Origin of the sequence: Streptomyces sp. NPDC006207, assembly GCF_040613835.1 — a bacterium.
GTDB lineage: Bacteria > Actinomycetota > Actinomycetes > Streptomycetales > Streptomycetaceae > Actinacidiphila.
Map to the genome: position 1 here is coordinate 22,597 of NZ_JBEXSX010000067.1, position 23,473 is coordinate 46,069.

Annotated in this window: 17 protein-coding genes and 5 pseudogenes; 12 read left to right on the plus strand and 10 right to left on the minus strand. The window is 69.1% G+C overall.

Annotation, left to right across the window (positions count from 1 at the left end):
- Positions 1 to 30: 30 nt before the first annotated feature.
- The 3 genes from ABZ312_RS36760 (at position 31) to ABZ312_RS36770 (ending at position 3,263) form a co-directional block, all read left to right on the plus strand.
- Positions 31 to 822: an NPP1 family protein gene (locus ABZ312_RS36760; protein WP_500439605.1), complete on the plus strand. Its 792-nt coding sequence runs from the start codon at positions 31 to 33 to the stop codon at positions 820 to 822.
- Between the two features lie 194 nt (positions 823 to 1,016).
- Positions 1,017 to 2,114, plus strand: a complete 1,098-nt coding sequence (locus tag ABZ312_RS36765; RefSeq protein WP_500331761.1) for a MerR family transcriptional regulator — start codon at positions 1,017 to 1,019, stop codon at positions 2,112 to 2,114.
- Between the two features lie 390 nt (positions 2,115 to 2,504).
- Positions 2,505 to 3,263: an SDR family NAD(P)-dependent oxidoreductase gene (locus ABZ312_RS36770; RefSeq protein ID WP_500360215.1), complete on the plus strand. Its 759-nt coding sequence runs from the start codon at positions 2,505 to 2,507 to the stop codon at positions 3,261 to 3,263.
- A 62-nt stretch (positions 3,264 to 3,325) separates the two neighbouring features.
- Here ABZ312_RS36770 and ABZ312_RS36775 read toward each other — a convergent pair whose 3' ends face one another.
- Positions 3,326 to 3,754: a pyridoxamine 5'-phosphate oxidase family protein gene (locus ABZ312_RS36775; protein ID WP_500331760.1), complete on the minus strand. Its 429-nt coding sequence runs from the start codon at positions 3,752 to 3,754 to the stop codon at positions 3,326 to 3,328.
- A gap of 580 nt (positions 3,755 to 4,334) precedes the next feature.
- On the opposite strand from ABZ312_RS36775, the gene ABZ312_RS36780 reads away from it, so the two are divergent.
- Positions 4,335 to 7,433: an ATP-binding protein gene (locus ABZ312_RS36780; RefSeq protein WP_500439597.1), complete on the plus strand. Its 3,099-nt coding sequence runs from the start codon at positions 4,335 to 4,337 to the stop codon at positions 7,431 to 7,433.
- Here ABZ312_RS36780 and ABZ312_RS36785 read toward each other — a convergent pair.
- The 3 genes from ABZ312_RS36785 to ABZ312_RS36795 form a co-directional block, all read right to left on the minus strand.
- A complete protein-coding gene (locus ABZ312_RS36785; protein ID WP_500439598.1) occupies positions 7,414 to 8,205 on the minus strand; it encodes an ABC transporter permease in 792 nt (263 codons plus the stop codon). The two genes, ABZ312_RS36780 and ABZ312_RS36785, sit on opposite strands and share 20 nt — an antisense overlap.
- A complete protein-coding gene (locus tag ABZ312_RS36790; protein ID WP_500439599.1) occupies positions 8,202 to 9,170 on the minus strand; it encodes an ATP-binding cassette domain-containing protein in 969 nt (322 codons plus the stop codon). Before ABZ312_RS36790 ends, ABZ312_RS36785 begins: the two co-directional genes overlap by 4 nt.
- A gap of 274 nt (positions 9,171 to 9,444) precedes the next feature.
- A complete protein-coding gene (locus ABZ312_RS36795) occupies positions 9,445 to 9,912 on the minus strand; it encodes a hypothetical protein (RefSeq protein WP_500439600.1) in 468 nt (155 codons plus the stop codon).
- A 178-nt stretch (positions 9,913 to 10,090) separates the two neighbouring features.
- Between ABZ312_RS36795 and ABZ312_RS36800 the strand changes: the two genes are divergently transcribed.
- From ABZ312_RS36800 to ABZ312_RS36810, 3 genes and pseudogenes are all read left to right on the plus strand, one after another.
- Entirely contained in the window at positions 10,091 to 10,261 is a 171-nt protein-coding gene (locus ABZ312_RS36800) for a hypothetical protein (protein WP_500331717.1), read from the plus strand.
- A gap of 218 nt (positions 10,262 to 10,479) precedes the next feature.
- The gene (locus tag ABZ312_RS36805; protein WP_500331715.1) at positions 10,480 to 12,093 is read left to right on the plus strand and encodes a peptidoglycan-binding protein; all 1,614 of its coding nucleotides are present in this window, start codon (positions 10,480 to 10,482) and stop codon (positions 12,091 to 12,093) included.
- A 265-nt stretch (positions 12,094 to 12,358) separates the two neighbouring features.
- A pseudogene (locus ABZ312_RS36810) lies at positions 12,359 to 12,735 on the plus strand (hypothetical protein).
- A gap of 9 nt (positions 12,736 to 12,744) precedes the next feature.
- Here the strand turns inward: ABZ312_RS36810 and ABZ312_RS36815 are convergent.
- A pseudogene (locus tag ABZ312_RS36815) lies at positions 12,745 to 13,252 on the minus strand (transposase family protein); the annotation flags it as partial.
- A 544-nt stretch (positions 13,253 to 13,796) separates the two neighbouring features.
- On the opposite strand from ABZ312_RS36815, the gene ABZ312_RS36820 reads away from it, so the two are divergent.
- Positions 13,797 to 14,219, plus strand: coding sequence for a hypothetical protein (locus tag ABZ312_RS36820; protein WP_500331713.1), 423 nt, complete (start codon positions 13,797 to 13,799; stop codon positions 14,217 to 14,219).
- 426 nt (positions 14,220 to 14,645) lie between these two features.
- Here the strand turns inward: ABZ312_RS36820 and ABZ312_RS36825 are convergent, their stop codons facing one another.
- Complete coding sequence (locus tag ABZ312_RS36825; protein WP_500331711.1) at positions 14,646 to 15,044, minus strand: hypothetical protein; 399 nt, start codon at positions 15,042 to 15,044, stop codon at positions 14,646 to 14,648.
- Between the two features lie 251 nt (positions 15,045 to 15,295).
- Between ABZ312_RS36825 and ABZ312_RS36830 the strand changes: the two genes are divergently transcribed.
- On the plus strand, positions 15,296 to 15,856 hold the full coding sequence (locus tag ABZ312_RS36830) for a hypothetical protein (protein WP_500439607.1): 561 nt from the start codon (positions 15,296 to 15,298) through the stop codon (positions 15,854 to 15,856).
- Positions 15,857 to 15,885: 29 nt separating this feature from the next.
- On the opposite strand, the pseudogene ABZ312_RS36835 reads toward ABZ312_RS36830, so the two are convergent.
- A pseudogene (locus tag ABZ312_RS36835) lies at positions 15,886 to 16,266 on the minus strand (SUKH-3 domain-containing protein); the annotation flags it as partial.
- A 1,015-nt stretch (positions 16,267 to 17,281) separates the two neighbouring features.
- Entirely contained in the window at positions 17,282 to 17,596 is a 315-nt protein-coding gene (locus ABZ312_RS36840; protein ID WP_500331707.1) for a DUF6416 domain-containing protein, read from the minus strand.
- Positions 17,597 to 17,920: 324 nt separating this feature from the next.
- On the opposite strand from ABZ312_RS36840, the gene ABZ312_RS36845 reads away from it, so the two are divergent.
- A complete protein-coding gene (locus ABZ312_RS36845) occupies positions 17,921 to 18,268 on the plus strand; it encodes a hypothetical protein (RefSeq protein WP_500331705.1) in 348 nt (115 codons plus the stop codon).
- Between the two features lie 144 nt (positions 18,269 to 18,412).
- Here ABZ312_RS36845 and ABZ312_RS36850 read toward each other — a convergent pair.
- Positions 18,413 to 19,296: pseudogene (locus tag ABZ312_RS36850) on the minus strand (GNAT family N-acetyltransferase).
- Positions 19,297 to 19,722: 426 nt separating this feature from the next.
- On the opposite strand from ABZ312_RS36850, the gene ABZ312_RS36855 reads away from it, so the two are divergent.
- Positions 19,723 to 20,037, plus strand: a complete 315-nt coding sequence (locus tag ABZ312_RS36855; protein WP_500331702.1) for a hypothetical protein — start codon at positions 19,723 to 19,725, stop codon at positions 20,035 to 20,037.
- 32 nt (positions 20,038 to 20,069) lie between these two features.
- Here the strand turns inward: ABZ312_RS36855 and ABZ312_RS36860 are convergent.
- Positions 20,070 to 21,326 (minus strand): annotated as a pseudogene (locus ABZ312_RS36860) (IS256 family transposase).
- Between the two features lie 957 nt (positions 21,327 to 22,283).
- On the opposite strand from ABZ312_RS36860, the gene ABZ312_RS36865 reads away from it, so the two are divergent.
- Positions 22,284 to 23,180, plus strand: coding sequence for an aminoglycoside phosphotransferase family protein (locus ABZ312_RS36865; protein ID WP_500331700.1), 897 nt, complete (start codon positions 22,284 to 22,286; stop codon positions 23,178 to 23,180).
- Positions 23,181 to 23,473 lie beyond the last annotated feature (293 nt).

Consider the following 23,473-nt stretch of genomic DNA (forward strand, 5'->3'; position numbering starts at 1 on the left):
CTCGTGCGCAGCATTAGGTCGGCGAGAAAGATTCCCGCTGGAACGTCCGCCAGTACTCGGCCTCCCAACCGTCTCCGTCTCGGCGCCGTCGCGACCGCGCTCGGCGCGACGCTGGTCTTGGCCTTCCCTGCTGAGGCGAACGCCGCGGTCCTGCAGCTGCTGCCCCAGAACGCCGATGGCCTGGAGCAGTCCTTCTCCCCGGCTTACGACTACGACAAGGACGGCTGCTACACCACGGCCGCCATCGGCGCCGACGGCACGCTCAATCCCGGCTTGAAGCTGGGTGGGGACGTCAACGGGCACTGCCACGACTACGCCCAGCTGGCCAACGCCAACACGTACTCGCGCGAGAAGTGCAACAACGACTGGTGCGCCGTCGTCTACGCCAGTTACTTCGAAAAGGACCAGGCCACGCTCGGCCCCGCGGCCATCGGCCACACCCACGACTGGGAGCACGTCGTGGTCTGGATCCACAACAACCAGGTCGAGTACGTCTCGGCGTCCCAGCACTCCGGCTACCAGATCGCCGCCCGCTCCGCGATCCGTTTCGACGGCACCCACCCCAAGATCGTGTACCACAAGGACGGTGCCTCGACACACTGCTTCCGCTTCGCCAACACCAACGACGAGCCGCCGGAGAACGCCACCGGAGGCTGGTTCTACCCCCGCCTCGTCGGCTGGGAGGGCTACCCGGCGGGCTACCGGGACAAGCTCATGAACGCGGACTTCGGCTCGGCCACCATCAAGATCAACGACGCCCGCTTCAACTCCACCCTCGCCAACTCCAAGCCCTCCGGCATCCCCTTCGATCCCAACGCCTGAGCCGTGCGCGGACGGCGATCCGTCGGATTGCCGTCCGCGCGGGGCGTGTTCTCGGCGCCGCGGCCGCCTTTGCCAGGTGGGCTCAGCCGTCTCCTGGCTCCGTGCCGGGTTACTCGGACCGCGGCCGTGCCGGGCCCTTGACCCTCACGTGGCGTCAGGCTGCATAGTCGGGTGCCGTGGAGGACCACTGGACCGTGGGACGCGTGGCCGATCTGGCCGGCGTGAGCGTCCGCACGCTGCATCACTATGACGAGATCGGCCTCGTCCAGCCGTCGGGGCGGACCGCAGCCGGATACCGGGCCTATTCGGCGGGCGACGTGGAGCGGCTACGGGAAGTGCTGGCCTACCGGCGGTTGGGCTTCGGGTTGCGGGAGGTCGCGGAACTCGTCGGCGACCCGTCCACCGACGCGGTCGCGCACCTGCGCCGACTGCGCGGCCTGCTGCTGGAGCGGCGTGATCGCGCTGCCGCCATGGTGACGGCCATCGACAGGGAACTCGAGGCACGGGCGAAGGGCCTGAAGGTGACGCCGGAGGAACAACTCGAGATGCTCGGCGCACGGCTGTACGACGCGATCGGCGGCGCCTACACCGCGACACGGCGTACCGAGCCGCGGATCGCCGCGCAGATCCGGGACGCGCTCGGGGACGCGCAGACGGTGCTGAACGTCGGGGCCGGCACCGGCTCCTACGAGCCTGCTGATCGCGACGTGACCGCGGTGGAGCCGTCGGCGGTGATGCGGGGGCAGCGGCCTGCCGGCGCGGCGCCTTGCGTGGCCGCTGCCGCGGAGAGCCTGCCGTTCGGGGACCGGTCCTTCGACGCCGCGATGGCCGTCTCCACCGTTCACCACTGGGGGGATCCGATAGCGGGGCTGCGCGAGATGCGGCGCGTGGCGCGCCGCGTGGTGGTGCTCACGTTCGACACCGACGAGCCCGGGTGGCAGGACCGGTTCTGGCTCACCCGCGACTACCTGCCCGAGTTCGCCGCAGTCCTCGCGGATTTTCCCTCGCTGGCCGCGATGGCCGACGCGATCGGCGCCCGCGCTGAGCCGGTGCCCATCCCGTGGGACTGCGCTGACGGCCTGTTCGAGGCGTACTGGCGCCGGCCGGAGGCGTATCTGGAGGACCGCGTGCGCCGTGCGATGTCGGTGTGGACGAGGGTCGGACCGGAGGCCGAGCAGCGGGCGGTGCGAAGCCTCAGCGACGACCTGGGCTCCGGCCGGTGGGCTGAGCGCAACGGCGACCTCGCCGGCCTCGACGCGGCAGATCTCGGCCTCCGCCTGCTCATCGCGTGAGCTGGTCGCAGCGTCGGCGTCGGCTCCCGGGCGGCCCGCCGGTCTTGTGCGGCGGTGAGCGGGCACAACGCTGTCCGGACCCCGTGGTGATTGCCGCGGGGCACGACGCGGGTCCGGCCACGGCGGGCGGCACCGCGCTCGGGCGGCTCGGCGCGGCTCAGCCAACTGCGTGTCACAACGATGTGATGCTACGTCAGTGCGTGGAGCCGGTGGACGCAGGCCGTCTACCGGCGGCTCGACAAGCCGTTCCGGTACGGACTCACGCGGGGCGGTTGGGGCGGCTGCTCACCTCGCAGCTGCCGGGCTGCCCCGTAACCCCCACGGCATCGGCGGCGGACAACCCGGGGCGGTCATCTCGACGACCCGCGACGACGAGGAGGAACCGGCCCCATGACTGGAGCAAGCGGCAGGGTGGTGTTGGTGACGGGCGCCAGCAGCGGGATCGGTGCGGCCACCGCGCGCCTCCTCGGCGCACGCGGGATGCGCGTGGTGGTCAACTACCTCCGCAGCGGCAAGGCGGCTGAGGAGGTCGTGGCGGACATCGCCGCCGCAGGCGGCCAGGCCATGGCCGTGCAGGCAGACGTGCGCGAGGTCGCGGCCGTCGAGGGCATGGTGGAGCAGGTCCGGACGGCATGGGGCGGCATCGACGTGCTCGTGCACAACGCGCTCATCCCGTACGTGGTCACGTCGTTCCAGGACATGACCTGGGAGGAGCTGGGCGGCAAGCTCGACGCCGAGATGCACGCCGCCTTCACGGTCACGAAGGCGGTCCTGCCCAGCATGACCGAGCAGGGCTGGGGACGCATCGTATACCTCGGCACCGGCCTCAGCCGCCGGCCCCGGGCGGGCATGATCGCGCTCGGCACGGCCAAGGCCGCGCTGGAACAGTTCGCCCGCTACCTCGCCCAGGAACTCGGACCGCAGGGCATCACGGTCAACGTCGTCGCGCCCGGCCCCGTGGAGGACACCCGCGTGTCGGCGGACGTACTCGACGACGCGGTCAAGGAACGGCAGGTGGCCGCCACCCCTCTCGGCCGCCTCGCACGCCCGGCCGACGTCGCCCGGGCGGTCGCCTTCTACGCCGCCGAGGACAACGCCTTCATGACCGGCACCACCGCCGCGGTCAACGGCGGGCTGTCCATGGACTGACGCGCCGCCGGCGGCCGCACGACCTGAGGAAGGGCGCTCGCGCACACGTCGGAACCGGACGGCTATGCGACCGTGCCGAGATCGGCGGTGAGCCAGCGTTCCGGCCGCATACGGACCACGATGTGATCGGCGAGTTCCACCTCCGCCATGGCCACGAATCTGTCGAGTGCCTCACCCGAGAGATAACGGCGGGCCATCTCGCGATGGAGCGCGCTCGTCCCCGTGGTCACTTCGGCAACCGGCCCCTCGACCGAGACGTACCGGGGCGTCGGCTCCGTGCGCTGGACCAGCAGGCTGAAGCGGCCCGCCGCCCTGATCAGCGTCATCTTCCGAGAGCCCGCGCCGGTGAGGATCCAGGGCAGGCCGCCGGGCTCGTAGGCGTACCAAATCGGAACCATCAACGGTCCGCGGTCGTCGCCGGCGGCGACGCCCAGCGCGGCTACATGCGACTCAGCCAGAAAGCTTTCACGTGCCTCGCGGGAAAGTTCCATGCCTCGACTGTAGGCCCCGCCACTGACGGCGCCTCCGCGCGACCGGGCAGGCAGAGGGCCCCGGGATCGGAAACACGCGCTGCGTTCGCGATGCTCCGGGATGGCGCCTTCCACGAACCGCGGCCTGTCCGGGCGGTCGCTCGGCAGACCTAGACCATGCAGGAGGTGATCCGCGGGGCCGTAGTAGATCTTCCAGTCGGCATGGACCCCCACGGCGCCGTCCTTCTGGCACCGCAGCCCAACCGTCACCCAGCGGACGGACCCGTCGTCGGCGAGCGAGAACGCGACTGCCGTCTCGAACTCCTCGCTGTCCGCAACGAACGCGCGCCCGCCGCACCCACCGCAGACGGAAGAAGCGATCTTCACCGGACGGTCGTCGGCAGCGTTCCGGACAAGCACCGCGAGGTCCGCGGAGACACCCTCGGCGACCTGATCATCAGCATGCGCAGGAGCATCGTTCTTCACCTTCACCCATGGCATGGGGCCCCCGCTGCGGCCGTCAGGACCGCTCCGACCCGCACACAGCGCTCCCCCGGCCCTGAACAGCCGCCCGGGCAACCGCTGTCGATAACCTGACCGGGTGACGACCGACCTGACTCTCCTGTCGCGCGTGGCCTACCGCGGCCAGGAGATCACCGCGCCCCGGCTGCGCGGGCTGCTCGCGCTGCTCGCAAGCGAGCTGCGCTCCGGTTGCAGCACCAGCCGGCTGGTGGACGGGCTGTGGCAGGACGAGCTGCCGGCCAACCCCGCCAACGCGCTGCGGATCCTGGTCTCCCGGGCCCGCTCCCTGCTCGGCGCCGGCGTCGTCGTCAGCACCCCCACCGGCTACCGGCTGGCGCTGACCGAGGAGCAGGTCGACGCTTCGGCGGCGGTCCGGTGTGCAGAGGCCAGCGCCCGCCACACCCGGGCCGGGGATCACGCCGCCGCCCTGGCCAGTGCCGAGGAGGGCCTCGCCTTCTGGGACTCCGCCCCGGACCCCGACGCCGCGCCCGTTGACCCCGTCGAGGAGCTGCGCGCCGAGCGGGCGCCGCTCTACGACTCCCTCGTACGCTCCCGCGCGCTCGCCCTCGCCCGGCTGGGACGACGGGCCGAGGCCCTGGCGCCGCTCACCGAGGTCTTCGCCCGGACCCCGCGCGACGAGGAGGTACTGGCCGAACTGCTGCGCGCCGAGGCGGACACGGCCGGGCCGTCGGCGGCGCTCACCCGCTACGACACGTACCGGCGCGAACTCCGCGACGGCCTCGGCAGCGACCCGGGCCCCGGCCTCAAGGCCGTGCACCAGCAGCTGCTGCAGGTGGAGGCACCCACGGTCCGGTACGGGGTGCCGCACGATCCGAATCCGCTCCTGGGTCGGGACGAGGATCTCGCCGCCGTGGCCGGGCTGCTGCACTCCTCGCGGCTGGCCTCGATCGTCGGCCCCGGCGGGCTGGGCAAGACACGCCTCGCGCACGCCGTCAGCCGCCAGGCGGAACAGCGGACGGTGCACTTCATCTCGCTCGCCGGAGTCAGCACGGACCACGACGTGGCCGGCGAGGTGGCGTCGGCGCTCGGTGGCGGGTCGGACGCGCCCGCCAAAATCGTCGCCGCACTGGGCACCGACCCCACGCTGCTCGTGCTGGACAACTGCGAGCAGGTCGTCCAGGGCACCGCCGACCTGGTGCGCGAGCTGGTGGCCTTGTCCAAGGACCTGCGGGTGCTGGTCACCAGCAGGGCACCGCTCGGGCTGAGCTCCGAAGCGGTGTACCAGCTGCCGCAACTGAGCCTGGCAACCTCCATCGAGCTCTTCGAACAGCGGGCCCGGGCCGCACGCCACCACGTCGAACTCCCGCCCTCCGCCGTGGCGGAACTGTGCCGCCACCTGGACGGGCTGCCGCTCGCCGTAGAGCTGGCCGCGGCACGGGTGCGGGTATTGACCGTCCCCGAAATAGCCCGCCGCCTCGGCGACCGGTTCGCGCTGCTGCGCGGCGGGAGCCGGGACGCACCCGAACGGCACCGCACCCTGCACGCCGTCGTCGAGTGGAGCTGGAACCTCCTGGAGGAAGACGCCCGGGCGGCACTGCGGGCACTGTCCGTCTTCCCCGGCGGCTTCACCGAAGAAGCGGCGGAACACCTGCTCGGTGACGACGGCGACGCGCCGTACCTGCTGGAGCAACTGGTCGACCAGTCGCTGCTGAAAGCCGCTGACACCGCGGCCGGAATCCGCTTCCACATGCTGGAGACGGTGCGGGAGTTCAGCGCCGCCCGACGCGCGACGGCCGGGGAGGAACAGGCGGTCACCGGCCGGTTCCTGGACTGGGCACGGAACTTCGGACTCACCAACCACGAGGCCTTGTTCAGCCTCGAGCCGCTACGGCACTGGGCACGGCTGCGCACCGAACAGGACAACCTCGTGCTCGCCCTGCGCCTCGCCCTCGCCCGCGAGGACCACGCCACCACCGCGGCGGCCGGTGCCGTACTGGCCGGCGTCTGGCTCACCGACTCCGCGAGCTTCCACCGGGTCCTCACCCTGGCCACCGACACCGCGGCGCCCCTGTCGCACTACCGCCCCGACGCCCGGCACACCGACGTCACCCGCACCCTCTGCGCCATCTGCACCGCCGCCCCCTTCATCGGATACGGCCCGCCCAGGACACGCCACCTCGTCACCCTGCGCCGACTGCCGCCCGCGAAGCCCGACACCCTGCTGCGCGCACTCGCCGTCGTGCTGAGCGCCGTCCCGGACATGAAGCCGCCCGGCTACGAGGCCCTGCAGGAACTGTGCGCGAGCGACGCACCCCTGCTCGCGGGCATCGCCGAATGCGTGGCCAGCTACCTCTGGGAGCACGAACACGAGCCGGAACGCGCGCTGTCCTCGGCCCGCCGCATGCTCGCCATGGTCGACGCCGTACCCAACCCGACCCTCAAACTGCTCGGCCACTCCCGCAGCAGCGAACTGTGCGCCGACGCCGGCCTCGGCGACGAGGCCTACCGGCACCTCCTCGCCGCGCTGGACACCCTGACCCACCTCAGCGACCAATCCCCCACCACGGGCCTGCGCCGCGGTCTCGTCCTCGCCTGTCTGCAACGCGGCAAGCCGGACGAAGCCGAGCAGTGGCTACGGCGCGTCGAGCAGAGCCAGCCGGACGAGCACACCTCGGACTTCACCACCGACCAGGCCGCCTGGGCCGAGATCGCGCTCGCCCGCGGCCTCACCGAACTCGGCCTCAAGCAATGGCGGACAGCCGTCGAGCGGATGCGCGCAAGCGATTCACCCCCCGCCGACCCCTCCGTGGACGCCTGGGCACAGGCGATCGAAGCCCATGCGGTGGCCGCCCACGCGTACGCCGGACGGCTGGAACCAGTCGCCGGCCTCGTGGCCGAACTGGAGAACCGGCTGCTCACGCTGCTCGCCGACGGCTCCCGCCCGCCCGGGGAGGTCCTGACCTACGGCACCCGCGTCCTGGCCCTCGGCCTGGCCCGGCTCACCAAGGGCGACCCGTCCGCGGTACGCCTGCTGGCCCTGGCGGAACGACTGCACGTCTCACAGGTCTTCCAGCCCACGATGTCCCTCGACCGCGCCCGGCAGGCCGCCGAAGACGCCGACGGGGCGGCGTACGCCGACGCGGTGTCGGAGTACGCCGCCCTGAAGCGGGACGGGCTGCGGGAGGCGGCCCGCACACTCATTTCGGATCGCGGTTGAACTGCGCCATCGACCAGCGGTAGCCCAGTACCGTCAGACCGACGCACCACGCGACCGCGATCCACCCGTTGCTGCCGATCTCCGTGCCGAGCAGCAGGCCGCGCAGGGTCTCGATCGCCGGGGTGAACGGCTGGCACTCGGCGATCGGCTGGAACCAGCCCGGCATCGTGTCCGCCGGGATGAACGCGCTCGAGATGAGCGGGAGGAGGATCAACGGCTGCGCACTGTTGGCGGCCGCCTCGGCGTTCGGGCTCGCCATGCCGATACCGACCGCGATCCACGTGAACGCCAGCGAGAACATCACCAGCAGCCCGACCGCCGCCAGCCATTCCAAGGCCGAGGCGTCCGTGGACCGGAAGCCGATGGCCACGGCGATGACGCCGACCAGGACCACGCTGGCGATGCACTGCAGCACGCTGCCCACCACGTGCCCGATGATCACGGAGCCGCGGTGGATCGCCATCGTACGGAAGCGGGCGATGAGGCCCTCGCTCATGTCCATGGAGATGTACACCGCCGCCCCGATGACGGTGCTGCCGATCGTCATCATCACGATGCCCGGCACGATGTAGGCGATGTACTCGGAGCGATCGGCGCCGCCGCCACCGATGCCCGCGCTCATCACGTCGCCGAAGATGTACACGAACAACAGCAGCAGCATGATCGGCGCGAGCAGCAGGTTCAGGGTGGCGGACGGGTAGCGCCGCGCGTGCAGCAGATTGCGGCGCAGCATCGTGTTCGAGTCGCGGACCGCGAGGGAAAAGGCGCTCATCGGACGTTCTCCTTGGACTGGTTGGGGACGGTGGCCGGGGCGGTGAGGGCGAAGAACACGTCGTCGAGGTCCGGGGTGTGCACGGTCAGCTCGTCCGCCTCGACGCCGGCCGTGTCCAGCCAGTCGAGGATGGAGCGCAGCTCGCGCTGGCTGCCGCCGCTGGCGATCTGCAGGGTCAGCGCCTCGTCGTCCCGGGTGACCTCGCGCAGCTGGCCGGCGGCGGACCGGTACGCGTCCGGGTCGGTGAAGCGGAGCCGCACGTGCCCGCCCGGGATGAGCCGCTTCAGCTCCTCCGCGGTGCCCTCGGCGGCGATCTTCCCGTCGTTCAGCACCGCGATCCGGTCGGCGAGCTCGTCGGCCTCCTCCAGGTACTGGGTGGTGAGGAGGACGGTGACGCCGCTGGAGACCAGTTCGCGGATGATCTGCCACATGGTGTGGCGGCTGCGTGGGTCGAGGCCGGTCGTCGGCTCGTCGAGGAAGATGATCCGCGGGTTCCCGACCAGGGTCATGGCGATGTCCAGGCGCCGCTTCATGCCACCGGAGTAGGTGGCGGCGGGCTTCTTCGCGGCCTCGACCAGGTCGAACCGCTCCAGCAACTCGGCTGCGACCCGCCGCCCTTCACGCTTGGACAGGTGGTGCAGGTCCGCCATCAGGAGCATGTTCTCCTCGCCGGTGATCAGACCGTCGACGGCGGAGAACTGCCCCGTGACGCCGATCCCGGCACGTACCGCCTGCGGGTCGGCGGCGATGTCCTGCCCACCGACACGGACCTCACCGGCGTCGGCGGTGATGAGGGTGGAGAGGATCTTGACGACGGTGGTCTTGCCGGCGCCGTTCGGGCCCAGGAGGGCGAAGACCGTGCCCGCGGGCACGTGCAGATCGATGCCGTCGAGGACCAGCTTGTCCCCGAAGGACTTCCGCAGCCCCGTGGCTGCGATGGCGGATGCGTCGGTCGTTGTCATCATGCGACGGAGTCTGCGGGGCGCCGCGTTCAACGACCTTTCAGCGCGGTTTCAGCAGCCCCCTCCGACCGGCAACGCGGTGAAATGCGCTGGTCAGCGCAGCGACTGCGTCAGGTGCGAGCCCCGCCGGGGAGCCCCGACGGCTCGGGACAGCGCACCGGCGCAAGAGCGGGGCGGGAACGCCTCGTAGGACGGCGTACGGGCCCCCGTCGGCATCGATGGGGGCCCGTACGCGACCGGTGCCCGTCAGGAGTTCCGGTGAACTCGTCCAGCCGGGTCACGCTCCCGCGTCGAACGCGGCCCGCATCCCGCCGCCGCCGGCGGTTCGCGACCGCGGGACACGCTGCGCGAACACGGACAGGCGCAGCACGCGATAGCGGCCGATCCCGACGAGCGCGGTGGCCGACAGGTACACCGCCTGCTGCAGGACGAGCCCGGCGCCGGGGCGGAGCGCGGTCAGTGCGCCGACTGCGGCCGACGTGACCAGCCAGCCGACGGCGACGGTGGCCGCGCTCTTCACGTGGCCTGCCAGGCCGGGCCGTCCGTGGCCGAACGAGACCCGGGCGTGCAGTTCGGTGGCGACCACGGTCGAGGCGACGGTGGTCAGTACGTTCGCCGCCATCCACGGGATCCACTGCGAGAGCAGGACCAAGGCCGCCGAGGCCGCCAGGGTGACCCCGCAGCCCAGCCCTGCGAAGCGCGCGAACGCCGCTGCGTGACGGCGGATCAGTCGCAGGCCGTTCATGGTGGTCCCCTCCCTGGTCGCTACCCCTCGCGGGGCCGTCGTCGTCATGCCGCAGAGCGTGACCGACCCGCCGTTCACCGCCGTTTCACGGCGTTTTCAGGGATGCGGACGGCAGTGAAACCGGTACGGCGACATGCGGCCCGTCGCGGCGGCAGACAGTGAGTCGCCATGCCCGGCGATGCGCAACGGGCACCGTTGGGGGCAGGGCCGCGTCGGGTTCCAGGTGCCGGATATATTCGCACGGCCGTTCGCGGGCTACGACGAGGCGGTCAAGGCGCGCAAGGCACTCGGCCTCGCCACGTCGGAGGCGTCGGACGCGTCGCACACGTCGGGGAACACCGAGGCATGATCAGCCCAGGCTCGTAGGCGAGGGCCGGGGGGACCGCGGCCGGCCCCTTCGACGCCAGGAGGCGGTGCCTCCCTCCCATGCACAGCGGCGGAATCCGGCCAGTTGTTCGAAACGGATTGCCCGCACGGGCCCCAGCTGTCACCGTCGTGCGCGGCCGCCCGGCGGCCACTCGACCCGGTCCCTCGTCAGATGATCCGTCGAAGGAGTCCTCCGCCGTCATGAGAAGCGTCTTACCCCTCCCTGCCCCGGGCGCCAGACCCGGCTGGCGCGTCCGGATCGTGAGCCTCGCGGCCACCGCGGCGATCCTCGTGGCGGCCACCCTGATGGGCGCCGGCCCGGCGATGGCCGCGCCGGCGCCCGTCAAGCTCACCTCGGCCTCCTGCCCGACCGATATCGTCCAGGGCCAGGTGAGCGGCTGCGTCACCGAACTGCAGAACCTGCTCAACGCCCACGGAGCGGGCCTCACGGTGGACGGCGACTTCGGGCCGAACACGCTCTACGCGGTGCGTGAGTTCCAGGCCGCCACCGCCATCGCCGTGGACGGGCGCGTGGGCCCCCAGACCAAGAGCAAGCTGTACGCCACCGGGGGCACGGCGCCCGCACCGGTCAACCTCACGTCCTCCTCGTGCCCGGCGAACATCGTGCAGGGCAGCAAGAGCGGCTGCGTCACCGAACTCCAGCGCCTGCTCCGCCACTTCGGCTACGCGGTGAGCGTGGACGGCGACTTCGGGCCGGAGACGTACAGCGCGGTCCGCAGCTTCCAGTCCTCGCACGGCCTGTCGGTCGACGGCGAGGTCGGCCCGAACACCAAGCGGGAACTGTACGACACCGACGAGGCGCCCTCGACCGGCCTGGACCTGCGGTCCTCCTCGTGCCCGGCGAACATCGTGGAGGGCCAGACCGGCGGCTGCGTCGCGACCCTGCAGGCGCTGCTCAACGGCAAGGGCCAGCACCTCGACGTCGACGGTGAGTTCGGTCCCCTGACCCTGACGGCCGTGAGGTCCTTCCAGTCCTCGCACGGCCTGTCGGTCGACGGCGAGGTCGGCCCGAACACCAAGAACGCCCTGTACTCCAACATCGGCGGTGGCGGCGGCAGCGGCGCCCCCGCGCCGATCAACCTGAACTCCGCCGCGTGCCCGACCGACATCGTCAAAGGCCAGCGCAGCGGCTGCGTCACCGAGCTGCAGAGCCTCCTCAACCACCACGGCGCCGATCTCGCCGTCGACGGCGACTTCGGACCGATGACCGACAGCGCGGTGCGGGACTTCCAGTCCGAGAAGGGGCTCGCGGTCGACGGCAGGGTGGGCCCGAACACCAAGGCCGCCCTGTACGGCGCGGTCACCCCGCCCACGTCGCCGCCGCCCGGCGGCGGCTACGCCAAACTCCTCGACGTCGCCGCCGCCGAGGTCGGCACGGTCGAGGGCAGCGCCCGCGCGAACAGCTACGGCGTGGCCGTGGGGCTCTCCCTGTCCACCAACAACTACGCCTGGTGCGCGACGTTCGTCAGCTGGGTGGCCAAGCAGACGGGCGCCACCTCCTACCGCAACAGCTACGTCTCCGGCTGGGTGAAGCAGGCCCGGGCCGGCAACTACCACCTGTCGGTGACGACCAACCCGCAGCCCGGCGACATCGTGGCCTTCGACTGGAACGGCGGGAGCAACTTCAACGACGGCCAGGAGCACATCGGCATCGTGCGGACGGTGAGCGGCGGTTCCTCCTTCACCACCGTCGAGGGCAACACCGGCAACCCCAACGGCGGCAAGGACGGCGTCTACGTCAAGAACCGCGGCACGAACCTGGGGTACGACGTGGTCTTCATCCGGGTCCGCTGACCCAGGGCACGCACGGAAGCGGTGCCGCACCCGCGACCCCGACCCCGGGTGCGGCACCGCTCCGCGTCGAGGTCGCGCTCGGCCCCGGTGGCGGGCCGTCCGGTCCGGTCAGGTCTGCGCATGAGAAAGACACCTGCCGCAGGGATGACCTCACGTGCTCCGAATGCCACAGTCACTTCCCGTGCGGAACTCCGATCCCTTCTGACTGGAGGTCATCTGAGTACTCCCCGCACGGGTACTGACTGCTGCCCCGTTGGTCCTGGCGATTCTCTCCCTGTCCGGCTGCTCTTCACTCTGGGGCTGCACCGACACGACGGCGGAGCGCGGTGAGGCCGGTGTCAGGGTGCAGGTCATCGACACGTCAGGGCGGCCTATCGGCGCGGCCCTGCGGTGGACGCCTGCGCGGTGGACAAGAAGCGCGTGGCATTGATCTGTCAAAGCGTCTACTCCTCTGAGGCGTTCGGTCCGGGTGGGGACCACACGGGCGACGAATGGCTCGCCGTCGAGCACCCTGAACAGGTGGCCGGAGTGCTCCTGATTGCCAATGACCAGTCCTACGACAGGCGAACATGCGAGCAGGACGTCAAGGACGGGGGCGGCGTGCACCCTCCAGAACCGGCCGGCACGGGGGACCAGCTGTAAGACGTCATTGCCCAGGTGTCGGGATGACTCGGTGCCCTTGCGGGCGAGGTGGTGCCGGATGCCGCGGGACGACACCCAGCGCCGCAGATGCCGTAGCGGTATCCCTTGTGCCCGTGCAATGTGCCGGGCCTGCGGCGTCGTGGGCCGCGGCCTGAGCGGATGCGTGGGGTGCCGCAGACCAGCGGGATCAGGGCCTGGCTGTCGTGGAGGTTCGCCCCGGAGATGCCGCTCGACGACAGAGGCAGACCACGGCGGTCCACGATGAAGTGGATTATCAAACCCTTCTTGCCGCTGTCAGTCGGATTCGGTCCGGTCAGCCGCCCCCTTCGAGGGCCCGGACGCTGACGGAGTCGATCGCGCACCGGTACCAGTCCTGACCACCCCGGAAGCCCATTTCGTCCAGGACCAGGCGGTGGAGCTTGGCCCACACGCGGGCCACGCTCCATTCGGTGAACCGGCGGGAAGCGGTCGCGCCCGACAGCGCGAAGCCCGGCGGCAGTTGGTCCCACCTGCGTCCGAGCCGGCCACGTCGGTTTGCAGCCTGTCTTCCAAACTGAGGCCCCGGCGAACCTCGCGACCGCCGCTAGAGGTAGCCTTCCCGTCCGTTCGAAGCCACTGGAGGACCTTGTGCATACCGCCGTTTTCCTGCTGCGGGACACGTTGGGCCTCGGTGGCGGGCTGGTGATCACGTGGGAACTGACCCGCCAGGCTTCCGGACCGGGCTGGAGAAAGCCGCGGCTCTTCTCCGCAATGGCGGCTTCGTTGCTCGCCGCGCTACTGGCCATCTAAACGAGCAGCACGGCCGAGTCCGTGCCCGTGGCGTGCCCGATCAGGCGGGGATATCCGGGGGAAGAACAGCGCCATCGTGCACGTAGAAGCGGTGCCCCCGGGTCTGGGGGCACCCCTTCTGTCCGGCACCTTCGCCGACCATTGCGGCGAGTGTGGGATACGAACCCACGGTGACGTCGCTGGCACGACGGTTTTCAAGTCCCATCCGCCTCTGTGCTGCGGCAGGCGCAACACTCCGGGCCTGTCGGTCGTGCCTGGCAGAATACGGCTCCGTGAGCCTCCACTACGAAGTCGTCTTCGCCTGCCTCCTCCGCGACGACACGCCTGATGCGGTCCTGGACGCTCTGCGATGGCACCTCGGCCTGACCTCCGAACGCCCGGCAGGACTCGACGGGGAGGAGCACACATATCCGCTGCTCTCCTCAGATCCGGACAGCCGGCTGCCCGGAGGTGATTTCGCGTCCCTACGGCGGCAGTCCTGGGGCTTCACGGCAAGCGGTGAGCGCCACGTCTGGGGGCTGTTCAGCCGCAACCTCTGGCTCGACGACATGATGGCTGACCTCGTCCCCATCCTGGACCTGCTCGCACCTCACGTCGAAGAACCTGGCTACGGCGGGCACTTCCGCGAGGAGTTCGACGTCGAACCGACCGTCTTCACCTTCCACGCAGGCACCCACGGGCCGCTGAAGCTCTGACGCCACCCCCATCGGACAAGCAGCGCCGCTGACGCCCTGTTCGCAGTTGTGCGCTGTTGTCGGCATACAGGTTGGCGCACGCCTTGGCCCCGCACCCTGACATGGATCGGCGTGCAGCACTGAAGTACGGCATCCACCGCAACCAATCTCGTCCGTTAACGTCCTCCTAGGGCCGTAGCACGGCCGGAGTGACCGTCCGCGGCCGATCTACATTGAGCTACGGATCAGAGGGGCGTCGTTGCAGCTACGAGTCGTGTCGGCGGGCAGGAGTGCGAGTGATGAGCCAGTAGGCGAGGGCCGCCGGTCGAACAGCATCCCCCCACTGGTCTTCGTCGTTCTCCGCGGGCAGCCGGGCGTCCAGGACACGCATGGCCACCGCATCCTCCGGCCGGGCGCCGGCCTCCACACCGACGCCTATCGCCAGCATCAGCAAGCCTTGAGTATCACCTCGACGTCAGCTGCGACTTGGACCAGGCGCGCGTCGTCTCGGAGCTCTTCGGGAAGCTGAGCATGCTGCTCCGAAGAGGTGATCATCGTCGGGCATCCAGGAGCCAGAATCACCGCATCGGACCGGCGGGCGCACTGCACCAGCAAATCGAGAACGAGCCCGGTCGAAAATCGACTGATCACGAAGCCACTGAAGTCCGAGGTGCTGGTGTCGGCGTAGACCTGAGCCTCGCCCCCGTCGGGGGCATGGATGGTCCACAGATGAAACTCCGGCTCCTCGCTGTGCACGTGGGGGCCGAACAGAGTGTGGAGCGCCTCCGGGCTCATGAGGGCCGCCTGCCCGTCTCGGAAGCGCTGAACAAACATGTCAAAGCTCACAGCAGCCGAGCGTAGCCGCATTCCATACCGGCGACAGTCGCCCCCAGCAAGCCGAGGCAAGGGGGGCGCGCGGTCTGACCTTCTCTGCTTCATCAAGGCACCCGGCGTCGCTCACGCTCCTGCCTCCGTCCCGCTCGGAGAAGCCGTATTCCACACTGAGCAGGGGATAGCCTCGCAGTGGCACAGGCCGGAGTAGGCGAGGTAGACGGCAACGAGTTCGGTGGCGGACGGGCTGCCCGCAAGGAGGCACGATGAACATCGAAACGCTGACTGACAAGCTCGGCGCCTCGGGGCTGCTCGTCCTTGATGGCGAACCATTGTTGACGACCTGCCCGCCCGAGGCCGCGTCGCAGGCAAGTGCCTGCGGTCCAGAGCACGGGCGGGTCGATGAGGTCATCGACCTCAAGCGACGCGATGGTCTGCGGGATGTCAACGCCGCATGGTACAGGCTGGCCACACGTTTCGGACTGTTCGGTGAGCGGGGAGAGTTTCTGACCTTCGTCAATCTGGGCGAGGACGACGAGATCGATTTCCGCTGGCTCCAGGTGAAGCTTCAGGAGTGCTGGAACATGGCTGGATCCACCGAAGGCACCATCAACGGTCCTTCGCTCGACGGACTACTGACTATGTCGCCGCACGGTGACGTCATAATTGAAGGGACCACTTATCAGGGCGGTATGGCGGCAGTGCTGGCGGTCCCGAATCCCCATCGTGCTCTCCCAATTCGTCGCCTTGCGGAGAGCATCATGAGAAGTGGGAAGCTCCCCCCTGGCGAGGCTGCGAGCATCGGGGCTTGGCTCGACCGAGGCTGAGGATCGGCGCCGGCATCGCCGTCCACCACGTAGGCCAGCGCCTCCGCGAAGGTCGACCCCAGGGGCCAGAGGACGCCCGGCCAGACGGCAACGACGCGCCCGCTGGTCGCAATGTACGACCTGTACTGGACCGACCACATGCCCAGAGGGCTGTAGTTCTCTGCGTATCGGTGCCTCAGCCTGGACGCTTCCGCGGCGGCGTCAACGCAGGCGTCAACGGGCTCTATGTACAGTGACGAGGCAGGGACGCGAGGGGGGCAGCTGTTGATCGTCAGCTCGCCGAACTCGGCCCAGACCCCGACCGCCGTGTCATTGAGCTCGAACCCAGCAGCTGTCAGTTGCTGGGTCCAGTCCCTGGTGGCGATCTTACGACCTGCTGTCCACCCAGCAACGCCCAGCGCGTCCGGCACCGACGGACCACGGCCCGTCAACGACTCACCGATGTGTTCTATGCGCCCTCCCCAGCCTCTCGGGTGTCTGTTGCCCGAACTCTGCCGCAAATCCGGACCAGCAGACAGGGCTACTGGCCACGGAAGGTACGGAGATCGCTTACGGGACAAGTTTTAGGCACAACGCTCCCATCAGTCGTGGCCGCGCACCTCAAGATCCAGGCCGTGGCGCACCACGAGGGCGCGAGCGAACCGGTGTTAGTGCGCGACGTTCGCCATGCTGAGGTCGTTGCCGTATCGAAGCAAGTGCTGCTGTGCTGTGGAGGTGGCCCGGTCTGCCTCGCCCCGCAGGAGGTGCAGTGTCGGGATCAGGAGATTCGCCCGCTCGGGATTGCCCACGTGGCCGCCTTCCTCGAACGCGGCCAGCAGCCCGTCTGGACTTGCGTAGCGGCGCGAGTGCGGAAGCCCATACCGGTGGACCAGGTCCAGGAGCTCTTCAGCTGCGGGTCCAGCGTCTTCGGGAGTCGCGATCTCCAGTTGAAGGAAACTGTTGTACGGGGGTGAGGTAACCGAATGGCCTGGCCAGGGTGGCCCTTCCCGGGATGGGTGTCTCGCCGAGCAGTTCAGCCAGAAGTCGTTCCAGCGGCACGTACGCGAGGCCGGCAACCGGATTGACCTGGAGCGGGTGATACCTCGTGGCTGTGTCAGCCCGACCCAGGCCTCGAAGCCCTCGCCGAGGTCCAGCGTGTAGATGCCCCCGCGGCGGCGGACGGTGGGCATCGGACGCGGTTACCCACCCACCTGGGCACTCCCCATCTGCCCTGTGGCCTGCGCGTCTTCCAGAAGTCCACCACCAGTTCTACACGGCAGACGTTCCTGACGCGCGAGCGCCCTCCCACGCCGTCGTGGGGCCGTGGAAGGGCGCTCAATGATGACCAACGCTGACACGCGTCAACGGTTCAGCCGCAGGTCAGGACGCCAATCTTTTGGGCAGCCGCAGAACGCGGCCGCCTGTGGTCAGTCGCGGCTGTGCAGATCACGTGGCGTTGAGCTGAGCGGCCAGGAAGACCGCTGCCACCGAGGGGCGGACAGCGTACGTTGCACCCGCGCTCCCCTCAGGAGCCTCCCACCAGTAGAACGGAAGCCGCCGCTCGCTGTTGCTGTGTCCCTTGCTCATCCCGGACAGCACACCTGCCACGCGCCGCGCCGGATCACTCTCGTTGGGGCCGCCCAGGGCCTTGTCCACCAACTCCGTGCAGTGGATCCTCCGGCCTGGGTTGCACAGCAGGTGCTGGAACACCCGCCGGGCCTGCGGCGCGAGTTCGGCCAGGAACATCGCGGCGCGCTCCAAGTCCTCCGGACCCCATTCCGAGGCTCCGTAGTGCCCCGCTTCACCGGAGTGCTTAGCCCATCGTGGATCAGTCTCAGTCAGATACGCCGTCATGCCCGCCCCCAACAGTTCGCCCCTAACGTGTGTCGTTCGCACCGTACAGATCCGTCAGGACACTGCGTGTCGAATCCGTGTCGAAGTTCTACCGGCAAGCGGCGCAGCTGAGGAAGAGCCACAGGTCAAGAGGAGAAGGGGACGCGGCCCCAGAGCCCCCTCTCAACACCTGCTCCACCGGCCCAGGAAGGCCGACACTACGGTGTCGGAGGCCGGCAGTAGTCTCCGCGCATGGCAACCAGACCGTCCACGACATGGCGTGACGAGGTCGCGCGGAGCGACTCCACGGAGCTCTACTCCCCCGGCATGCTGCAGGCCACCGATGCCGCGCTGGCCTCGTTTGAGGAAGAGGCGCGTGCTCTCCGCAGCGCATCCGACGAGCCCGTGCTTGCCGCCGTCGAGCGCGTCGTGCAGCAACTGAATGTCATCGATGAGAAGTACGGGGCGTACTGCACCATAGAGCGAGAGGACCTCTGCGAGTACATCGATGACGTCCTCGTCGAGCAAGGCGTCGACGTCTCGGCGCTCCTGGCCCGCCAGGACATGGAGGAGTTGACCGAACGGTGGCGTGACTGGTGAGTCAGGCGACGGTGCACCTTGGGTACCAGCGTGTACCACAACCGTGCCACATCGGACGGTCAGCCACGGTCAATGACGGTACACCGCAGTCTTGATGACCCGCTGAGCTGGGATCCCTCCAAACAGGCGCCCCAAGGTCCAACGTCACCCGAAGAATCCCGAGGGGATGTACGGCTCCTGTGGCCGCATTCCGCGCAGGCAGACCCAGCCGAACGTGCTGAGTTCCAGTCCGGCGGTCAGCCCCACATCCACGGCCCACTGCTGTTCGGCCGTCACATTGGTGACCTGTGCCGGGGTGCCCTCGGGCAGGCTCAGTAGTGCGGCCGTGAGCAGCCGGGTCGCCAGGCGACGGGAGGTGGCGGCGAGCAGCCGTACGTTCCCGTATTGGTCGATGTAGCAGTAGCCGCTGCCGGCCACGTCGTCGACGATCAGCAGGTCACTCTCGGTGAGCAGTTGGTCGTGGTCAGGGCCGTGGGCCCCGCCCCGGGTGCGCCGGTCGACGGAGTCCATCAGGTCGCGGTGCTTGGCCGAGCCCTCGTGCACCGCCCGTCCGGCGCGGGCAGGTCGCCCTTGCGGACAGCGCCTTCCAGGCGCATCGCCGGGTGCAGCGCGAAGCCCGCCCGGCGGTAGGTCGCCGCCGCCCGCGGGTCGGGGGAACTGCAGATGATGCCGCGCAGGCAGCCACGCCCGTAGGCAAGGGCGGCGGCCAGCAGTTCGCGCCCGACCCCCTGCCGCTGCGCGGAGGGCAGCACGGCAAGGAGCGACAGCCCCCACGTCCCCTCGCGGCGCGTCGACAGGGCGACCCCGAGCGGCATGCCGGAGGTCTCGTCCACGGCCAGCCAGCAACCACCTGGGTCGGTACGCGCGACGTACCGATTGCGCCGCCGCAGCAGAGCGGCCAGCTCGGGAGGCATCTCCTCGGGAGGGCCGCCACCGGGCAGGGCATCGGAGGCGCCGAACGCGGCGGAGGCCACGACCGCTATCGCGTCGGCGTCATCGTCGATGTCGCGCAAGGGGCGAAGGATCATGCGCCCATCCTGCCCCTACGGCAGGGCGAGCATCCGCTCCAGCGCCAGCTTCGCGAAGTGTTCGTTCTCCCAGTCGACTTACACGCGGCTGACGACCTTGCCGAAGTGCCGAAAATGCCTCGTCTCCCTGTGGCCATGCCTGCCCTTGGCAAGCCCAACAGCCTCGAACGTACGACAGCGACCAGTCAAAGCGCGAACGAGCAATTGTCAATACCTGTGGATCAGCTGACCTCGGTCCGGGTCGCGAAGCCGGTGGTGGGTAGGTCGGAGCCTGCGGCGAGCGGGGCAACTTCCCCCTCAGTCGACGTCTGGCGCGGAATCGGTTGAGGCCGCCGCAGAGTTCCACGACGCCCCCGACAAGAGGCACACTGTCGGTCTACGCGCACGAGTTGGTGCGGCCGTGCGTGGTGCGGAAGGTTGAGTTGCATGGCCATTGCGAAAAGGGGCACGCGGGTAATCATTGTCGACGGGGAACGCTATCGCTGGGTAGTCGCGCCCAATGATGAGCCCGGTCTGGCAATCGTTGTCCTGCACGAGGAAAATGGTGGACAGCGCATGGCGACGTGGGTTGAGCACGGTGTGGTGATCGCACCTGGGTTGGTTGCGGGAGTCATACGAGATGCGTTGCTTCACCACGGCTGGACACCTCGGCAACGTCGCAAGCAGCTCACCTTGCGATGCCTGGACAGAAATCCGGATTCGGCGAATCTCAGGTTGGTCAGTTGGCCGCCTGCGGTTTGAATGGGTGGCTCGTCAATCAGTTGAACACAGTGTCAGGCAACAGCAGGGGCGGGCCGCTCGACCAGCTGGCCGCGTTCGAAGCGGGCGCCGGAACGGACGAGCGGGACGAGATGGGAGCCGTTGATGACCGGCCAGCGGGCCTGGGCGGATTCGACCAGCTTGAAGACCATCGCCAGTCCTGCCGCGCGGCTGCCGGCGCCCTTGGTGACCTTGGTGCGGAGGCAGACGGTGGCGAAGGTCGACTCGATGGGGTTCGTGGTGCGCAGGTGGATCCAGTGCTCGGCCGGGAAGTGGTAGAACTCCAGCAGCACGTCCTGGTCATCGGTGATCTTCCGGACCGCCTTGGGGAACTTCGCGCCGTGGAGCTTCGCGAACGTCGTGATGGCCTGCTCGGCACGCTCGCGATCTTCGGCGTTGTAGATGTCCTGGAGGGCCTTCTTCGCCGCCGATTGCGCGGACTTGGGCATGGCGTCCAGCACGTTGGCGGTCTTGTGAACCCAGCGCCCTTTGCTCGCGGGTGGTGGGGAAGACCTCGCGCAGGGCCTTCCAGAAGCCAAGCGCGCCGTCGCCGACCGCGAGCACCGGGGCCCGCATGCCGCGGCGCGCGCAGTCACGCAGGAGGGCGGCCCAGGCTTCGGACGATCCGCGGTAGCCGTCAGTCATGGCCACCAGCTCTTTGGTGCCGTCGGCGCGGACGCCGATCACGACCAGAACGGCGGCCTTGGCCTCTTCCAGGCGGATCCGCAGGTGGATGCCGTCGACCCAGACGTACACGTAGTCGGTGCCGGACAGATCGCGGTCCTGGAATGCGGCGTGGTCTGCTTGCCATTGGGCGGTCAGCCGGGTGACGGTCGCCGGCGACAGGCCGCCGTGGAGCCGAGGAACTGCTCCAGCGCGGGCACGAAGTCCCCGGTGGACAGGCCGTGCAGATAGAGCAGCGGCAGCACCTCCGCGATCTTCGGAGACCTGCGGCACCAGGGCGGCAGGATCCCCGAGGAGAACCGCTTGCGCTCCCCACTGGTTGCGTCCACCCGCTTGTCGTTGACCCGCGGCGCCCGCACCTCGACCGATCCGGCCGCGGTGGTGACCTTCCTTGGCTGGTGGTAGCTGTTGCGCACCACCAGACGGCGACCGCTCTCGTCCCGCTGGTCGGCTAACTCGGCTATGTAGGAGTTGACCTCGGCCTCCAGCGCGGCGGCCTGCATCCGGCGCGCGCCCTCCCGGACAATCTCGTCCAGCAGCGATAACCCGCCACTGGTGGTGCCGTCGGCGTTGACTACGGTGAGCACGGACGTGCCTTCCCGACCGACGCGCCAACGTCGGCCTTGCTCGATGGCCTATCGATCGATCACCAGGGAAGGTACGTCCTCCCCGGCCCGATCCACAGGTTCCGAGCATTGCTCAGCGCGAACGGTCAAACCTCGCTGAGACGAGTCAGCCACGACAGTGCTGTACAGCAACGAAGTACAGCAACCTCTGCGCCGATACCCGACCGCCACCCCTCCCGGACGGCCGGCTGGCGTGCCCAGCAGACCTCAGCGACCGTCGTGCCCATAGTTCGCATTGAGGGGATCGGGCGTGCCACAGCCGTGCCACGTGAGGCGGTGCCGAACGGGGACTCACGGGGAACAGCGTTGACGCCGCTGCTGCCGCCTTCGCCCTTGCCGAACGCGTCGCCGGCTACGAGGAGACCACCCGCTTCATCATGGGCTTCACGCAGACAGCCAACGACTGTCCAGGTCTCCCAAGGGGACACGGTCAATTCGCCAATCCTGACAGCAGAAGGTGACGGCAACAGAGCCGTACGTACACGTACGGGGACTCTGGCGGTAACAGGAAACCTGCCCAAGCCCTTTCGTAATGGCAACGCGGCGGACCGCGTGTAGCTATGAACGAACACCTGAAGCGGGTGTCGCCCGGCAAGATGAGCAGCGTCGCTGGGCCGGCTCTGGGCCGCGGGAGGGCGCAGTCCGTCGACGGCGAAATCACCAGTCGCTTGCGATGCCCTGACCTTGACCAGGCTCGATGGCAAACGATCGCTCTCGGTGGGTGCCTCTCTTGTCCCGATTCAAGTGATTTGCTCCGACGCCGCGGCTGTGGCCTGGGGCGACCAGAACGGGTGAGCCGCCTGGGTGCCCGAAAATTTCAGTTGATCAGGACCCTGGCGCATGAATACTGGCTGTCGTCTCCGTTGATCTGGCCTGCCGGTGGCGCTTCGCATTGGACTGGGGAAAGGGCTTGCGAGAATGACCATGCACGATGACCAAGTGGACGTGACCACCGACATCGTTGCGGCCCTGATCCAGGAGCAGTTCCCTCAGTGGAGCGGCAAGGCGATCCGACTCCAGTCGTCGACCGGGACGGTCAACGCCATCTTCCGCATCGGGGATGACCTCTCCGCGCGTTTCCCGCTGCGTCTGACCGACGCTGCTGAGGCACTGGCGGTTCTGGAACGGGAAGCCCAGGCGAGCGCGGAGCTGGCACAGGTGTCGCGGTTCCCCGTTCCGCAACCCGTCGCCCTGGGAAAGCCTGGAGCGGGTTGCCCCATGCCGTGGTCAGTCCAGACATGGCTGCCGGGAACAGTCGCCTTCGATGCCGACCCGAGTGGGTCGGACGCTTTCGCCGAGGACCTCGCGGCCTTCATCGCAGCCCTGCGGGACGCCGAGACGCACGGGCGGCATTTCAGCGGCGAGAACCGTGGCGGCGTTCTCGCTCACCACGACGACTGGATGGCGAAGTGCTTCGAGGAGAGCGAGGGGCTCCTCGACGTGCCCCGGCTGCGCCAAGTGTGGAGCCACCTGAGGGAGTTGCCACGCACGGCTGCCGATGTGATGAGCCATGGTGACCTGATTCCCGGCAACGTACTGGTCGCGGGAGACCGGCTCAGCGGCGTACTCGACACCGGGGGCTTCGGCCCGGCCGACCCGGCGCTGGATCTGGTCAGCGCCTGGCACCTGTTGCAACCGGGCCCACGGGAAGTGCTCCGGCGGACACTGGCCTGCGACGATCTGGAGTGGGAACGCGGCAAGGCCTGGGCCTTCGAACAGGCGATGGGGCTTGTCTGGTATTACGTCGAGACCAATCCGACGATGAGCAGAATGGGGCGCCGGACACTCGACCGCATTCTGGAGTCGACAATGTGATGTCGCCCCGATCGTAGGCCGTGCAAGGTGGCCCCGAGCGCCCCGAGGCTCCCCTTAACCCCTGTCGAAGGCGATTCGACGCTTGCGCCGTCCACTACTCCGCCCGCGTGCTTCATGGTTAGGGGCCCTGGAACGCCGCAGCGCGGGATCTCTTCTGAGCGCCAGCTCGGTCGAGGATGACATCAACGCCGGGGGACAGCGACGTAACGTGGCAACCGAAGGCAGGGCGGGGGCTGCCTGTCGCGGTGTCTCCCGGCAGGCCGACTCGAGTCTGGCCCGAACTTATAAGTGCA

What these genes read in the sequence shown, in the direction of transcription:
- ABZ312_RS36790 (WP_500439599.1), bottom strand. Translation starts at nt 9,170, where the DNA reads ATGATGACAACGACCGACGCATCCGCCATCGCAGCCACGGGGCTGCGG.
- ABZ312_RS36830 (WP_500439607.1), top strand. Translation starts at nt 15,296, where the DNA reads ATGAACATCGAAACGCTGACTGACAAGCTCGGCGCCTCGGGGCTGCTC.
- ABZ312_RS36785 (WP_500439598.1), bottom strand. Translation starts at nt 8,205, where the DNA reads ATGAGCGCCTTTTCCCTCGCGGTCCGCGACTCGAACACGATGCTGCGC.
- ABZ312_RS36845 (WP_500331705.1), top strand. Translation starts at nt 17,921, where the DNA reads ATGGCAACCAGACCGTCCACGACATGGCGTGACGAGGTCGCGCGGAGC.
- ABZ312_RS36795 (WP_500439600.1), bottom strand. Translation starts at nt 9,912, where the DNA reads ATGAACGGCCTGCGACTGATCCGCCGTCACGCAGCGGCGTTCGCGCGC.
- ABZ312_RS36805 (WP_500331715.1), top strand. Translation starts at nt 10,480, where the DNA reads ATGAGAAGCGTCTTACCCCTCCCTGCCCCGGGCGCCAGACCCGGCTGG.
- ABZ312_RS36775 (WP_500331760.1), bottom strand. Translation starts at nt 3,754, where the DNA reads ATGGAACTTTCCCGCGAGGCACGTGAAAGCTTTCTGGCTGAGTCGCAT.
- ABZ312_RS36800 (WP_500331717.1), top strand. Translation starts at nt 10,091, where the DNA reads ATGCGCAACGGGCACCGTTGGGGGCAGGGCCGCGTCGGGTTCCAGGTG.
- ABZ312_RS36770 (WP_500360215.1), top strand. Translation starts at nt 2,505, where the DNA reads ATGACTGGAGCAAGCGGCAGGGTGGTGTTGGTGACGGGCGCCAGCAGC.
- ABZ312_RS36865 (WP_500331700.1), top strand. Translation starts at nt 22,284, where the DNA reads ATGACCATGCACGATGACCAAGTGGACGTGACCACCGACATCGTTGCG.
- ABZ312_RS36855 (WP_500331702.1), top strand. Translation starts at nt 19,723, where the DNA reads ATGGCCATTGCGAAAAGGGGCACGCGGGTAATCATTGTCGACGGGGAA.